Source organism: Streptomyces sp. NRRL S-378, assembly GCF_000720645.1.
Taxonomy (GTDB): domain Bacteria; phylum Actinomycetota; class Actinomycetes; order Streptomycetales; family Streptomycetaceae; genus Streptomyces.
The window spans coordinates 15,987-29,803 of the sequence record NZ_JOBX01000071.1; the positions used below are offsets into that span (position 1 = coordinate 15,987).

12 protein-coding genes are annotated in these 13,817 nt (G+C 74.0%); 9 read left to right on the forward strand and 3 right to left on the reverse strand.

The window, feature by feature from the left end; translation table 11 throughout:
• The first annotated feature begins 45 nt into the window (after positions 1-45).
• Entirely contained in the window at positions 46-975 is a 930-nt protein-coding gene (locus IH80_RS0132860; protein WP_051810204.1) for a sulfurtransferase, read from the forward strand.
• Here the strand turns inward: IH80_RS0132860 and IH80_RS0132865 are convergent.
• Complete coding sequence (locus IH80_RS0132865) at positions 937-1,290, reverse strand: hypothetical protein (protein WP_030965338.1); 354 nt, start codon at positions 1,288-1,290, stop codon at positions 937-939. The genes IH80_RS0132860 and IH80_RS0132865 overlap by 39 nt on opposite strands.
• A gap of 268 nt (positions 1,291-1,558) precedes the next feature.
• Here IH80_RS0132865 and IH80_RS0132870 point away from each other — a divergent pair, with 268 nt between their 5' ends.
• The 3 genes from IH80_RS0132870 to IH80_RS0132880 all read left to right on the forward strand — a co-directional run bounded on the left by IH80_RS0132870 (position 1,559) and on the right by IH80_RS0132880 (position 5,407).
• Complete coding sequence (locus tag IH80_RS0132870) at positions 1,559-2,317, forward strand: DUF4097 family beta strand repeat-containing protein (RefSeq protein WP_030965339.1); 759 nt, start codon at positions 1,559-1,561, stop codon at positions 2,315-2,317.
• A gap of 113 nt (positions 2,318-2,430) precedes the next feature.
• Entirely contained in the window at positions 2,431-4,830 is a 2,400-nt protein-coding gene (gene lon / locus IH80_RS0132875) for an endopeptidase La (protein WP_030965340.1), read from the forward strand.
• A 136-nt stretch (positions 4,831-4,966) separates the two neighbouring features.
• Positions 4,967-5,407 carry a MarR family winged helix-turn-helix transcriptional regulator gene (locus IH80_RS0132880; protein WP_030965341.1) on the forward strand — a complete coding sequence of 147 codons (441 nt, stop codon included), beginning with the start codon at positions 4,967-4,969 and terminating at the stop codon, positions 5,405-5,407.
• 155 nt (positions 5,408-5,562) lie between these two features.
• Here the strand turns inward: IH80_RS0132880 and IH80_RS0132885 are convergent, their stop codons facing one another.
• Positions 5,563-6,339, reverse strand: coding sequence for a protein phosphatase 2C domain-containing protein (locus IH80_RS0132885; RefSeq protein ID WP_030965342.1), 777 nt, complete (start codon positions 6,337-6,339; stop codon positions 5,563-5,565).
• Between the two features lie 399 nt (positions 6,340-6,738).
• Here IH80_RS0132885 and IH80_RS0132890 point away from each other — a divergent pair, with 399 nt between their 5' ends.
• The 5 genes from IH80_RS0132890 to IH80_RS0132910 are packed head-to-tail and all read left to right on the forward strand — an operon-like array spanning position 6,739 to position 12,532.
• The gene (locus IH80_RS0132890; RefSeq protein ID WP_030965344.1) at positions 6,739-9,774 is read left to right on the forward strand and encodes a nitrate- and nitrite sensing domain-containing protein; all 3,036 of its coding nucleotides are present in this window, start codon (positions 6,739-6,741) and stop codon (positions 9,772-9,774) included.
• A complete protein-coding gene (locus IH80_RS0132895) occupies positions 9,771-10,259 on the forward strand; it encodes a roadblock/LC7 domain-containing protein (RefSeq protein ID WP_030965345.1) in 489 nt (162 codons plus the stop codon). Before IH80_RS0132890 ends, IH80_RS0132895 begins: the two co-directional genes overlap by 4 nt.
• On the forward strand, positions 10,256-10,645 hold the full coding sequence (locus IH80_RS0132900) for a DUF742 domain-containing protein (protein WP_030965346.1): 390 nt from the start codon (positions 10,256-10,258) through the stop codon (positions 10,643-10,645). Before IH80_RS0132895 ends, IH80_RS0132900 begins: the two co-directional genes overlap by 4 nt.
• Positions 10,626-11,246 carry a GTP-binding protein gene (locus IH80_RS0132905; RefSeq protein WP_030965347.1) on the forward strand — a complete coding sequence of 207 codons (621 nt, stop codon included), beginning with the start codon at positions 10,626-10,628 and terminating at the stop codon, positions 11,244-11,246. Before IH80_RS0132900 ends, IH80_RS0132905 begins: the two co-directional genes overlap by 20 nt.
• An 11-nt stretch (positions 11,247-11,257) precedes the next feature.
• Positions 11,258-12,532 (forward strand): styrene monooxygenase/indole monooxygenase family protein, encoded by a 1,275-nt coding sequence (locus tag IH80_RS0132910; protein ID WP_030965349.1) that lies wholly within the window; start codon positions 11,258-11,260, stop codon positions 12,530-12,532.
• Here the strand turns inward: IH80_RS0132910 and IH80_RS0132915 are convergent.
• A complete protein-coding gene (locus IH80_RS0132915; RefSeq protein ID WP_037881847.1) occupies positions 12,469-13,641 on the reverse strand; it encodes a C40 family peptidase in 1,173 nt (390 codons plus the stop codon). The two genes, IH80_RS0132910 and IH80_RS0132915, sit on opposite strands and share 64 nt — an antisense overlap.
• Positions 13,642-13,817: the final 176 nt, after the last annotated feature.

Genomic DNA, 13,817 nt, shown 5'->3' on the forward strand with positions numbered 1-13,817 from the left:
GCAGCCGGCGGGCCGTGCGCGGACCGCCGACCCAGGAGGTGCCGTATGCCCACGCCCAACCACCCCGCGTCCCGCCGCGATCCCGGACCGCTGGTCGGGGCCGACTGGCTGGCCGCCCGGCTGGGAGGCCCCGGACTGGTCGTCTTCGACGCCTCCGTCGGCGCCCACCGCGCCGCCGGCCGGCGGATCCCGGGCGCCCGCCCCTTCGACCTCGACGGGGCCCTCTCCGACCACGCGGCCGCCGCCCCGCACACCATGCCCGGCGCGGCCGAGTTCACCGAGGCGCTGAGGTCCCTCGGCCTCGACGACACCGACACCGTCGTCGTCTACGACGGCGCCGGCGTCTACTCCAGTGCCCGCGCCTGGTGGATGCTGCGCGCCATGGGCTTCGACCGGGCCGCCGTCCTCGACGGCGGACTCCCCGCCTGGACGGCCGCCGGCCTGCCCGTCGAGGACGGCGGCCCGCAGTACGAGGGCGCGCGCGGCTCCTTCACCGCCCGGCCCCGCCCGGGCCTGCTGATCGACGCCGAGGAGGTCGCCGCCGCCCTCGCCGACCCGGCCGCGGCCGTCCTCGACGCCCGTACCCGCGAACGCTTCGAGGGCACCGCCCCCGAACCCCGTCCCGGCCTGCGCGGCGGCCACATGCCGGGCGCCGCCAGCCTGCCGTTCGGTGAACTCCAGCGCCCCGACGGCCGGATGCGCCCCGCCGCAGAGCTCCGCGCGGCCATCGAAGCGGCCACGGGCGGACGCGAACGCCTCCGCTTCAGCTGCGGCTCCGGGGTGACCGCCTGCGTGCTGGCCCTCGGCGCCGACCTCGCCGGCTACCGCGACCTGGCGGTGTACGACGGCTCCTGGAGCGAGTGGGGCCTGCCCTCCCCGCTGCGCCCGGTCGCCACCGGCCCGGCCCCCGTTCCGGTCGCGGCCCCGGACGCCGGATCAGCCGAAGACGACCGACCGCACCTTCAGCCGCTCTGACGCCCCGCCGGTGTAGGGCCGCAGGCGGAAGGAGGGGCCCTCGCAGCCGGTGTCGCCGAAGACGGTCGCCCAGGCGTCGGTGCGGTTCCTCGGCGAGTGGCCGGGCTCGGGGTTCTCCTGGCCGACGCCCGGAAGGGTGAAGCACTGGCCGTCCGCCGGGTCGTTGAGGAAGCCGGAGGCCTCGTTGCCCTCGACGGTCACGTACGCGTAGCTGAACCGCCCCGACGCGGCGGCGGATGCGGAGACGGAGGCCGGGACGGCGACGAGGAGCAGGGCGGCGCCGAGAGCGGCGGCGAGGGCGGAGCGGAGACGCATCAGCTGGTCTTTCTACGGGTGGGAACGTGTGCCGCAGCCACCTCTGCCCATGAGCAGGGCCCGCATCCGCGCGTCACGCGTACGGATGAGGAGGTAACGACCCTGCACGGCCGAACGGCCGAACGGCCGAATGCAGAACGGCGAACGGCGGTGGCCCCGCTCCGGGTTCGGCCCGTGCCGTGCCGGGGCGGGGGGGGGGGATAACCCGACCCCGGATCCGGGTACCGGCACCATCGGCCGGGCGGCTCCGGCGCCGGAGGATCAGGGCATGACTTCCCTCACCACGGCGGCCCGGGCCGCCCGCGCCACGGCCGTCACCCTCGCGGCCGGCCTGGTCCTGGCCGGATGCTCCTTCGGCGACGGCCCGCGCAGGACGGCCCGCGCCGACACCACGGTCGCCGAGGCGGTCACCGCCGTCGAGGTCACCGGCACCCGGTCCGGGTCGATCGAGGTCACCCCCGGGACCGGTCCCGGCGTCACGGTCCGCCGTACCGTCCACTACCGCGGCGGGACCGCCCCCACACCCGGCCAGCAGGTCAGCGGGGGCGTCCTCACCTTCACCCACGGCTGCTCCGGCAACTGCTCCATCGATTACCGCCTGGAGGTCCCCGCCACCGCGAAGGTCACGCTGGAGAGCGACAGCGGCGACATCACCGTGACGGGCGTGGCCGCCGCCGAGGTCGAGGCCGACTCCGGCGATGTCCGGGCCGAGGGCATCGCCGGAGCGCTGAGGATCAGCACCAGCTCGGGCGGGATCACCGCCACCGGGCTGTCCGGGCCGAGCGCGTCGGTGCACTCGGCCTCGGGCGACGCCCGGCTGGACTTCGCGAAGGCCCCCGCCTCGGTGCTCGCCGAGACCACCTCCGGCGACGTCACCCTGCGGGTGCCCGCCGCCCCCTACCGCCTCGCGGTCTCCACCACCTCCGGCGCCCGCGACGTCACCCTCCCCGACGACGCCTCGGCCCCGTCCCACCTCTCGGCCCGGACCACCTCCGGCGACGTCCGCATCACCTCCTTCCACGGCTGACGGTGGAGCAGGAGCCGGGGCTGTTCGCCCCCGGCGAACGGGGATTGGGGAACACCGGGGGGCGCAGATGCATTGAGTCGGCATAGCTCAACTTCACTGCCGGAGGGAAGATCATGGCTTCGACGTCCGTATCGCTCACCCTGCCCGTGCTGCCGCTCGACGACGAGGTCGTGCTGCCCGGAATGGTGGTTCCGCTGGACCTGTCCGACGCCGAGGTGCGGGGAGCCGTCGAGGCGGCCCAGGCCGCGGCGGGCAGCAGCGGCAAGCCCCGGGTACTGCTCGTGCCGCGGATCGACGGCAAGTACGCCGCGACCGGTGTGCTCGGAACCGTCGAGCAGGTCGGCCGGCTCTCCGGCGGCGACCCGGGCGCCCTCATCCGCGGCCTCGGGCGCATCCGCATCGGCGCCGGCACCACCGGGCCCGGAGCCGCGCTCTGGGTCGAGGGCGAGACCGTGGACGAGTCCGTCCCCGATCCGCTGCCGGGCGCCGTCACCGAGCTCGTCAAGGAGTACAAGGCACTCGCCACCAGCTGGCTCAAGAAGCGCGGAGCCTGGCAGGTCGTGGACCGGGTCCAGCAGATCGAAGGGGTCTCCGCCCTCGCGGACAACTCCGGGTACTCGCCGTTCCTGACGGTCGAGCAGAAGGTCGAACTGCTGGAGACGGCCGACCCCGTCGCCCGCCTCAAGCTCGCCGTCAAGGCCCTCAGCGACCACCTCGCCGAACAGGACGTGGCCGAGTCCATCGCCAAGGACGTCCAGGACGGCGTCGACAAGCAGCAGCGCGAGTTCCTGCTCCGGCGCCAGCTGGAAGCCGTGCGCAAGGAACTGCGCGAGCTGAACGGCGAGAAGGAGGGCGAGGAGTCCGACGACTACCGGGCCCGCGTCGAGGCCGCGGACCTCCCCGAGAAGGTCCGCGAGGCCGCCCTCAAGGAGGTCGACAAGCTGGAGCGGTCCAGCGACCAGAGCCCCGAGGGCTCCTGGATCCGCACCTGGCTGGACACCGTTCTCGAACTGCCGTGGAACGAGCGCACCGAGGACCAGTACGACATCCAGGGCGCCCGGGCGGTGCTCGACGCCGAGCACGCGGGCCTCAGCGACGTGAAGGACCGCATCACCGAATACCTGGCCGTGCGCAAGCGCCGCAGCGAGCGCGGCATGGGCGTCGTCGGGGGCCGGCGCGGGGGCGCCGTGCTCGCGCTCGTCGGCCCGCCCGGCGTCGGAAAGACCTCGCTGGGCGAGAGCGTGGCCCACGCCATGGGCCGCAAGTTCGTCCGCGTCGCACTCGGCGGCGTACGCGACGAGGCCGAGGTGCGCGGGCACCGCAGGACCTACGTCGGCGCCCTGCCGGGCCGCATCGTCCGGGCCATCAAGGAGGCCGGGTCGATGAACCCGGTCGTGCTGCTCGACGAGATCGACAAGGTCGGCTCCGACTTCCGCGGCGATCCCGCGGCCGCCCTCCTGGAGGTCCTCGACCCGGCCCAGAACCACACCTTCCGGGACCACTACCTGGAGGTCGAACTGGACCTGAGCGACGTCGTCTTCCTGGCCACCGCCAACGTCCTGGAAGCCATCCCGGAGGCACTGGCCGACCGCATGGAACTCGTCCGGCTCGACGGCTACACGGAGGACGAGAAGGTCGTCATCGCCCGCGACCACCTGCTGCCCCGCCAGCTGGAGCGCGCCGGGCTCGCCGCCGACGAGGTGGTCCTGGAGGAGGACGCCCTGCGCAAGCTGGCCGGCGAGTACACCCGCGAGGCGGGCGTCCGCACCCTGGAGCGGGCCGTCGCACGGCTGTTGCGCAAGGTCGCCGCCCAGCACGAACTGGGCGAACGCGAACTCCCCTACCGCATCGGGGCCGGCGAGCTACGGGGCCTGATCGGACGGCCGCACCACGTGCCCGAGTCCGCCCAGGACCCGGCCGAGCGGCGCACAGCGGTCCCCGGCGTGGCCACCGGTCTCGCGGTGACCGGCGCGGGAGGCGACGTGCTCTTCGTGGAGGCCTCCCTGGCCGACCCGGAGACGGGCGCCGCCGGACTGACCCTCACCGGCCAGCTCGGCGACGTGATGAAGGAGTCGGCGCAGATCGCCCTGAGCTTCCTGCGCTCGCACGGCGCCGAACTGGAACTCCCGGTCGCCGACCTCAAGGACCGCGGCGTGCACATCCACTTCCCGGCCGGCGCGGTGCCCAAGGACGGCCCGAGCGCGGGCATCACCATGACCACGGCCCTCGCCTCGCTGCTCTCCGGACGGCAGGTGCGCACGGACGTGGCCATGACCGGCGAGGTCTCGCTGACCGGGCGGGTCCTGCCGATCGGCGGGGTCAAGCAGAAGCTGCTCGCCGCCCACCGCGCGGGCCTGACGACCGTGATCATTCCGAAGCGCAACGAGGCCGACCTCGACGACGTCCCGGCGGAGGTGCTGGAGGGGCTGGAGGTGCACCCGGTGACCGACGTCCGCCAGGTGCTGGAGCTCGCCCTCGACGGGGCGCAGGTGCCGGTCACCGCCGTCGCCTGACGGCTGACCACCCTCGCCCGACGGCTTCCCGACGGCCCGCGTCCCCGCTGCGGCGGGGCCCCGGGCCGTCCGCGCACCCCCTGCGAAATACTGGCCCCACCCACCGGGGTGCCACACAGCGAAGAAGGAGCGGGACGTGCACGGGAGTGAAGACCAGGAGTTCCTTGCCCTGGAGCGGGAGCTGTCCGTCTTCCTCCGGCGGGCCCGCGCCTCCTCCGGCGAGATGGCCCGCGAGCTCCACCCCGAGCTGGAGCCGGCCGCGTACGGGCTCCTCGTCCGCCTGGAGGCAGCGGGTCGGCAGCGGGCCACCGACCTCGCCGCCTACTTCGGCGTCGGCAAGGCCACCATGAGCCGGCAGCTGCGGGCCCTGGAGGTCCTGGGCCTGGTGGCCCGCGAGCCGGACCCCGCCGACGGGCGGGCCTTTCTCGTCGGCCTCACCGAGGAGGGCCGCGAGCGCTTCCTGCGAGTACGGGGCGCCCGGCGCGAGCAGTACATGCGCAAGCTCGCCGGATGGGACCGCGGCGAGGTGGCGGAACTGGCCCGACTGCTGCACCAGTTGAACGTCGGCACCGAATAGCGGCACCGAATAGCGGCACCAAATAGCGGCACCGAGCGACGGCACCGAGCGACGGCACCGAGTGACGGCACCGAGTGACGGCGGCGGCTCACCGCGGCACCGAGCAGCCGCAGCCGGGTCCGGCCGCGCGCCCCGGCACTCCGCCGGACGCGGCCTCAGAGTTCCGCGTAGACCGCCGAGGCGTCGTCGTGCCGCTTGTACCGGGGGGCCGACGGGCGCGCCGGGCCGGACTCGACGGCGCGGACCCGGGCGATCAGCCCCTTCGCGCCCTCTTTCCGCAGCACCTCCAGGCACGCGGCCCAGTCGCCCTCCCCGAACGTGTCCGTCCAGCGGCTCGCCCCGTCCGTGAGCGCTGCCACCGCCCGCACCCGCCCGCGCGGGGTGCGCCCCGTGACCGCCCGGGCCGCCACCGCCGGGTCCGCGGCCGCCGTGAAGAAGCCGCCCTCGGCGTTGCGCAGGGCGTCCGTCGCGGCCACCGACCGCAGCACCTCCCGCGGCACCCGGTCCAGCCGGTCGTCGAGCACCGCCGTCACGTCGCCCCCGGGCGCCTGGAGGAGGAGTACCGAGTCCGAGAGCACCAGATGCTCCACGTACGCCTCGTCCCAGCGGACCACGACGACCGTCGCCTGCGGGGTCCTGACGTGAGAAAGGTCACACGTGTCGCGATGGGCCTCGGCCGTGGTGCGGACGGCCTCGGCCAGGATCCGGTCCAGCGGCATGTCCCGTCGCGATCCGGACAGTTCGGTCAATCGGCCGCCGAGCCGGGCCGTGAACCACGGCACTCCGTGCACGCATCCGTCCTCGCCCGCCGGCGGGGTGACCCCGTCCAGGACCACCAGCACCCCGCCGCCCGAAGCGGGCGCCGACGCCGACACCCAGTCCTCATTGGGGCGTTCCCGGTTGCCGGGGGCTGTCGCGAGGTCGATGCGCATACGGACATTCTGCCCGGCGGGGTCTGCGGAACCGGGGCAGGTACGGACCAAACCGGGGAGAGGTGGGGGCTCCGCGCACCCGGAGCGTCCCGCTCCGGACCGGCAAGGCCCCGGCTCGGGACGGCCGATGTGGGCGGGCATACTGCCAAAGGCCGCATCGATCTTTCAACCGCCTGTCCACGGAGCCGCTCCGGGGCCGGGTTCCCGAGTTGTTCGCCAACTCATCCGTGATGTTCACTCGTTCGAGTGGCCGGGTGGGCGATGTGCGGCTCTCTCCCCAACACGCTGCAAAGGTCTGAGGCGGTACGAGGGGGCAGGGGGCGTTTACTTGTTGACCGGCCGTTACCTCGGCCACACGAGTAGACGAGCAAAAGCACACGTACAGGATTGCGAGCACCGGTGCAGAAGAAGCGGTCTCGGAAGAACGGCACCGCCGCCGAAGGCCCGGCCCCCGCAGGACGCCGCGTCCGCGTGCGCAGCCGGCTGGTCGTCGGCGTCGCCGTCGCAGGGCTCACCGTCCTCGCGGCCGGCACGCCCGCCGTCGTCACCGCCGCGAGGGAGCTGAACGACTCCCAGCGGCTGGTCACCCTCGCGGAGCAGACCGGGCAGATCCTCACCCTCACGCACGTCCTCGCCGACGAGCGCGACGCCGTGGTCGAGTACGCCGCCAAGGGCCGCCCCGGTGCCGCCAAGGGCGCCCTCCAGGAACGCACCCAGCGCACCGACCGCCAGATCGCCGAGGCCGCGGCCGAGGTCGACGAGCCCCTCGCCCTGGCCCTCGCCCGCGTCGGGTCCGTCCGCACCGAAGCCATCGACGGCAAGGGCACCGCCCTCGCCGCCCACCAGGCCTACACGGGCGTCATCACGGAACTCCTCGCCCCGGGCGGCCGGCTCGCCGACCTCACCCCGCCGCGCGCGGAGGCCGCCCTCACCACCACCCGCCCCCTGGCCCCGCTCGGCCAGGCCGTGGAACAGGCCTCGGCCACCCGCGGACTGCTCCTCGCCGCACTGGCCGTCCCCCGCGGCGAACAGCCCCCGGGCTCGGCCGCGGTCGACGAACTCACCGCCGCCGCCCAGCGCTCGCGCGTACGGGAGCAGGCCGCCCTCGACGACTTCACGCGGGTCGCCCGGCCCGACGTACGCCAGACCCTCACCGCCACCGTCACCGGCCCCGAGGTCAAGGCGGCCGACGACTACCTCAAGCGGCTCACCGACCGGCCCACCCTGACCGGCCCCGACCGCAAGACCGACGGCGCCGCCGTCGGCACCGCGCTCACAGCCCGCATCGACCGGATGCGCACCGTCGAAGCCACCCTCGCCGGCCAGCGGGCCTCCGCCCTCGCCTCCCTGCGCGACGACGACGTGACCCGGCTGGAGATCATGGTCGCCCTGCTGGGCGTGCTGTTCCTCGTCGCCGTCGGCTTCTCCACGGCCGTCGCCCGCTCGCTCACCCGCCCGCTGTCGGTCCTGCGGCGCGGCGCGGAACGGCTGGCGACGCCCGAAGGCTCGGTCGAACCAGTGCGGTTCACCGGCCGCAACGACGAGTTCGCCGAGGTCGTCCGGCACCTGAACGCCGTACGCGACCAGACGGTCTCCCTGCACACCCGGATCGCCGGGCTCGACGCCGACCGGCGCCGCATCATCGGCCGCAACGAGGCGCTCGCCTCCGGCCGGGAGGCGCTGGAGGAGGAACTGACGACGCTGCGCGCCGGGCTGGAGGAGCACCGCCGCATCATGTCGACGACCTCCGTCTCGCTGTCGCTGCGCACGCTGGGCCTGGTGGAACGCCAGCTCGCCGTCATCGAGGAGCTGGAGTCCAAGGAACAGGACCCCGACCGGCTCGCGACCCTCTTCAAGCTGGACCACCTGGCGACCGTGATGCGCCGCCACAACGAGAACCTGCTGGTTCTCGCCGGGCAGGAGCACGGCCACGGGCAGGGGCTGCCGGTGGCGCTGGTCGACGTGATGCGGGCCGCCGTCAGCGAGATCGAACGCTACGAGCGCGTCGACCTCACCGCACTGCCCTCGTACACGCAGGTCGCCGGGCACGCCGCCGACGACATCTCGCACGTGCTGGCCGAACTGCTGGAGAACGCCACGACGTTCTCCCCGCCCGAGGTCAAGGTGAAGGTGTCCGGCTGGACCCTGGACTCCGGCGACGTCGTGCTGTCCGTGGTCGACCAGGGCATCGGTGTCACCGAGGACCGTCTGGAGGCCCTGAACGCCCGGCTTTCCACGCCCGAGGCGTACGACGAGGAGCCCGAGGAGGAGCACGGCCTGGGCCTCGGCCTGTACGTGGCCGGGCGGCTGGCGGCACGGCACGGGGTCACCGCGGAGCTGCGCGGAGCGCGGCACGGCGGGACCGAGGCCCTGGTCGTCGTCCCTGCGGCGCTGCTGCCCGCCACCCCGCCGGCCTCGCCGGTCCACACGCTGGCCGCGCCGGGCGCGCCCTCGCTGCACCTGCCGGGCGTGATAGCGGAGGCGAACGAGAACACCCTGCCCGCCCGCCCGCGCGGTGCGCACGCCGCACCCGAGGCCGAGGCCGAGCCCGAGGTCGCGGCGGCCGACTCCGCCGACGCGGTGGTCCCGACCGCGGAGCCCGCCGTCCCGGCGGAGCCGGTCACACCGGTCACCCTGGCCGAGGCCCTGGCGGCCCCCGCCGCGGCCGAATCCGGCCAGGAGCCCACCGCCGACCTCTCGTCGCCCGACGAGGTCTTCACGGCGGCCGACGCCCCGCCCGCCGACGTACCCGACGCGGAGCAGATGTTCACGGCGGCCCCGGCCGCGGACGTTCCTCCGGCGGAGCAGATCTTCACGGCCGCCCCGTCGGCCGACGTCCCGCCCGCCGACCAGGTGTTCACCGCCGAGCCCCCCGCAGGGGACGCACTGCCTGCCCGCATCACCCACGACACGGACCCGGTCGACTCCACGCCGACGGACCCCGCCGGGACCGACTCCACTGGGACCGACTCCACCGGGACCGACTCCACCGGGACCGGACCCGCCGGGACCGACTCCGCCGGGACCGACCCCGCCGGGACCGACTCCACCGGGACCGACTCCACCGGGACCGACCCCGCCGAGCCCCCCGCAGGGGACTCGCACGCCCACGCCCCCGCCGAGGCCGACTGGCTCCCCCGCCAGGGCAGCCACCCCTCCGACCCCGCCGACGGTGGCGGCCCCGTCACCGACAAGGGCCTGCCGAAGCGGACCCCGCGCACCGTGGCCGCCCCGCGCAGGGAGGACGTACCGCCCCAGCCGCCGCGCCGGGTCGACGCCGAAGAACTGCGGCGCCGGCTCGGGGGCTTCTACCAGGGAGCCCAGGACGGCCGGCGCGTCGTCGCCGCCGAGCTCGCACAGGACCGGGAGCCGGACCGGGGGCAGGAACAGAGCAAGACCGACCAGGGGGACAGCGCACAGGAGGCACGCACATGACCGCGCCCAGTACGTACGGACTGAGCACCCAGGCCCGCAACCTGCAGTGGCTGCTGACCGACCTGGTCGAGGAGGTGCCCGGCGTCAACTCCGTCGCCGTCGTCTCCTCGGACGGGCTGCTGCTCCTGTCCTCCGACCCAGGAGCGGGCGGCGCGGGCGAACCACAGAAGACGCCGAGGCCGAAGGGACCGCGGGGGGCGTCCGCAGACCTCGCCACCATCGTCTCCGGCCTCGGCAGCCTCACCACCGGGGCGGCCGCCCTCATGGAGTTCGGCGCCGTCAAGCAGACCATGGTGGCGATGGAGCACGGCTCGGTCTTCGTCATGGCCATCAGCGACGGCTCCCTCCTGGGCGTGCACGCCACGCCCGACTGCGACATGAGCGTCGTCGCCTACCACATGGCCCTCTTCGTCGGCCGCGCCGGCCACGTCCTGACCCCCGAAGTCCGCAGCGAGCTGCGCCAGTCGATGGAGAACACCCCGTGAGGAGACCGGCCGCCGACCGACTCCCGATACGCGGAGCCGACCGCCGTCCCGCCCGCGTCCGCCCGTACTCCCTGACGGGCGGCCGGACACGGTTCACCCAGGTCCTGCACGTCGAGACCTTCGTCGCCGCCCTGGACACCAAGGCGTCCGAGCCGCAGAAGCCCGACCGCATGCCCGAGATGCCCGCCATCGTCGAGGTCTGCCGCCGCATGCGCACGATCGCCGAGATCGCCGCGCTGCTGAAGCTGCCGCTCGGAGTGGTCCGCGTCCTGGTCAGCGACCTCGCCGACCAGGGCAGGATCCGTGTCTACGGAACGGGCCACGGCGCCGGCCGGCCCGAACGCGCGCTGCTGGAAAGGGTGCTCGGTGGTCTTCGCCGTCTCTGACAGACCGGAGCTGGACGACGAACCCGTCCAGCCCTGGCAGTACGACCGCTCCCGCGCGCCCGTCGCCGTCAAGGTGCTGGTCGCGGGTGGCTTCGGGGTCGGCAAGACCACTTTCGTCTCCTCCGTCTCCGAGATCACCCCGCTGCGCACCGAGGCGGTGATGACCCAGGCCAGCGTCCCCACCGACGACCTGTCCGGCACCCCGGACAAGCACACCACCACCGTCGCCATGGACTTCGGCCGCATCACCCTCGACGACGACCTCGTCCTCTACGTGTACGGCACCCCGGGCCAGGAACGGTTCTGGTTCATGTGGGACGACCTGGTGCGCGGGGCCATCGGCGGGCTCGTCATGGCCGACACCCGCCGCCTGCGCGACTGTTTCCCCGCCCTCGACTACTTCGAGAGCTCCGGGCTGCCGTACGCCGTCGCCGTCAACCACTTCGAGGGCTCGCAGTCGTACGAGCCCGAGGACGTGCGCGAGGCGCTCAGCGTCCCGCCGCACGTACCCGTGGTGATCATGGACGCGAGGGTGCGCCGGACGGTGATCGAATCCCTGCTGGCGCTGGTGGGCCACGCCCTGGACAGCACTCCCGAATAGAGGACTGAGAGATGCGCAGGATACTTGTCGTCGGAGCCGGCCAGTCCGGTCTCCAGCTCGCCCTCGGACTCCAGTCCAAGGGCTACGAGGTCACCCTCATGTCCAACCGGACCGCGGACGAGATACGCACCGGGCGGGTCATGTCCACGCAGTGCATGTTCGACACCGCGCTCCAGCACGAGCGCGACCTGCAGATCAACTTCTGGGAGCAGCAGGCCCCGAAGATCGAGGGCCTCGGCGTCTCGGTCGCCGCCCCCGACGGCAGCCGCCCCATCGACTGGCTCGGCCGGCTCAAGGGCTACGCCCAGTCCGTGGACCAGCGCCTGAAGATGTCCGGCTGGCTGGACACCTTCGCGCAGCGCGGCGGCCAGCTCGTCATCCACGGCGCGTCCGTCGCCGACCTCGACTACTTCTCCCGCACCTACGACCTGGTGCTGGTCGCCGCCGGCAAGGGCGAGCTGGTGTCGATGTTCGGACGGGACGCGGCGCGTTCCCCGTACGACACCCCGCAGCGCGCGCTGGCCGTCTCGTACGTGCACGGGCTCGGTCCGCGCCCCGAGCACCCGGAGACGGAAGCGGTCCGCTGCAACCTGGTGCCCGGCGTCGGTGAGCTGTTCGTGATGCCGACCCTGACGACCTCGGGCCGGGCGGACATCCTCTTCTGGGAGGGCCTCCCCGGCGGTCCGCTGGACGTCTTCAGCGGTGTCAAGGACCCGGCGGAGCACCTGGCGCTGACGCTGGGGCTGATGGAGAAGTACACGCCGTGGGAGTACGCCCGGGCGACGAAGGTGGAACTGACGGACGCGGGCGCCACGCTCGCCGGCCGGTACGCCCCGGTCGTGCGCAACCCCGTCGGACGCCTCCCCGGCGGCGGGCTCGTCCTCGGCGTGGCCGACGTCGTCGTCGCCAACGACCCGATCACCGGCCAGGGCTCGAACTCCGCGTCCAAGTGTGCCGCCTCGTACCTCTCCTCGATCCTCATGCACGGGGACAACCCGTTCGACGAGGCGTGGATGAAGGCCACCTTCGACAAGTACTGGTTCACCACGGGCAAGCCCGTGACCCAGTGGACGAACGCGATGCTGGGCGTGCCGCCGGAGCACGTGCTCAACCTGATCGGCGCGGCCGGGCAGCTCCAGCCGGTGGCGAATCGATTCGCCAACGGGTTCGACAACCCGGCCGACTTCGACGCCTACTTCTACGACCCCGAGGACGCGGCGGACTACCTGGCCGAGGTCACCGCCGCCGCGGACTCCTCGTCCGTGGGCGCCTCCTCCGCGGAGTAACCGGCGTCGTCCCCCGCCGCCGCGCCCGAGGACTCGGGCAGCGGCGGCGGGGTGAACTCCGCCAACGGGGTCCCGTCCGGGTCCGGCCGCACCGCCCCGAGCAGCGGATTCGCGGCAATCGGGGAGACCTTCACCACGGACCCGGGCCGCGGAGCCTGGATCACCTTGCCGTCGCCCACGTACAGGCCCACATGGGTGGCCTTGGGGAAGTAGACCACCAGGTCCCCCGGCCGCAACCGGTCCAGCGGCACCCGCGGCAGCCGGGCCCACTGCTCCTGGCTGGTCCGCGGAATGCTCCGGCCGGCGTGCGCCCAGGCCTGCGAGGTCAGACCGGAGCAGTCGAAGGACCCGGGCCCCTCGGCACCCCAGACGTACGGCTTCCCGATCTGCGCCGCCGCGTACCGGAGGGCCGCGCCACCGGCCGCCGTGGGCGTGCCCGTGCGCGTGGGGAGGGCACCGGAGGTCACCAGCTCCCGCTGCGCCACGGCGGTCTTCTCGGCCTCGCGCGCCCCGAGCCGGGCGAGCTGCTCCGGAGTCAGCGAGGACAGCAGCCGCTCCACCTGCTTGAGCTGCGAGGCGACCTCCTCCTTGTGGACCTTCTGCTGCGCGGCCAGGGTCTGCCGGGTGTCGAGGGCCTTGCGGGCCCGTACGGCCAGTGCGTCGGCCTCCTTCTCGCCCCGCGCGAGACGGCTGAGCACCGCGGCCCGGCGGGCGCCCTCGCGGGCGGCGAGCCGACGCTGCTCCAGCGCCGCCTGCGGGCTCCCGGCCAGCAGCATCCGGGCGTAGGAGGACAGGCCCTGGCTGCCCTGGTACTGCTCGCGGGCGAGCCGCCCGGCGAGGGCCCGCTCGGAGTCGAGGGCCGTACGCGCCCTGCCGAGCTCGGCGGCGCGCGAGCGCTCCTCCCGCCTGCTGGCCTCCAGGGCGTCCTCCGTGGACTTGTACGCCTCGGACGCCTCCTCGGCCTTCTGGTAGAGGCCCTGCAGGCGGGTGAGCAGCGCACCCACGTTCTCCCCTTCGGGCAGAACCGGCTCGGCGCCGGCGCCCTGGACCGGTCCGGCGACGAGGAGCGCTACGGCGACGCAGGCAGCGCGAAGCCCCCGATATGACATGGGATCACCTCCGAGACCGCCGATGCTGCCACGCCCGGTATGACAAATCCCCCAACAGGGCCGCCCACCCGCCCAGGCCCACCCGGTTGGCGGGGCGGGGCGGTGGTGGGGGAGCGGCGGCGTGGGGGCGGAGGTGCGGCGGGGCGGGGGTGTGAGGCGAGGGGGTGGTGTGGGGG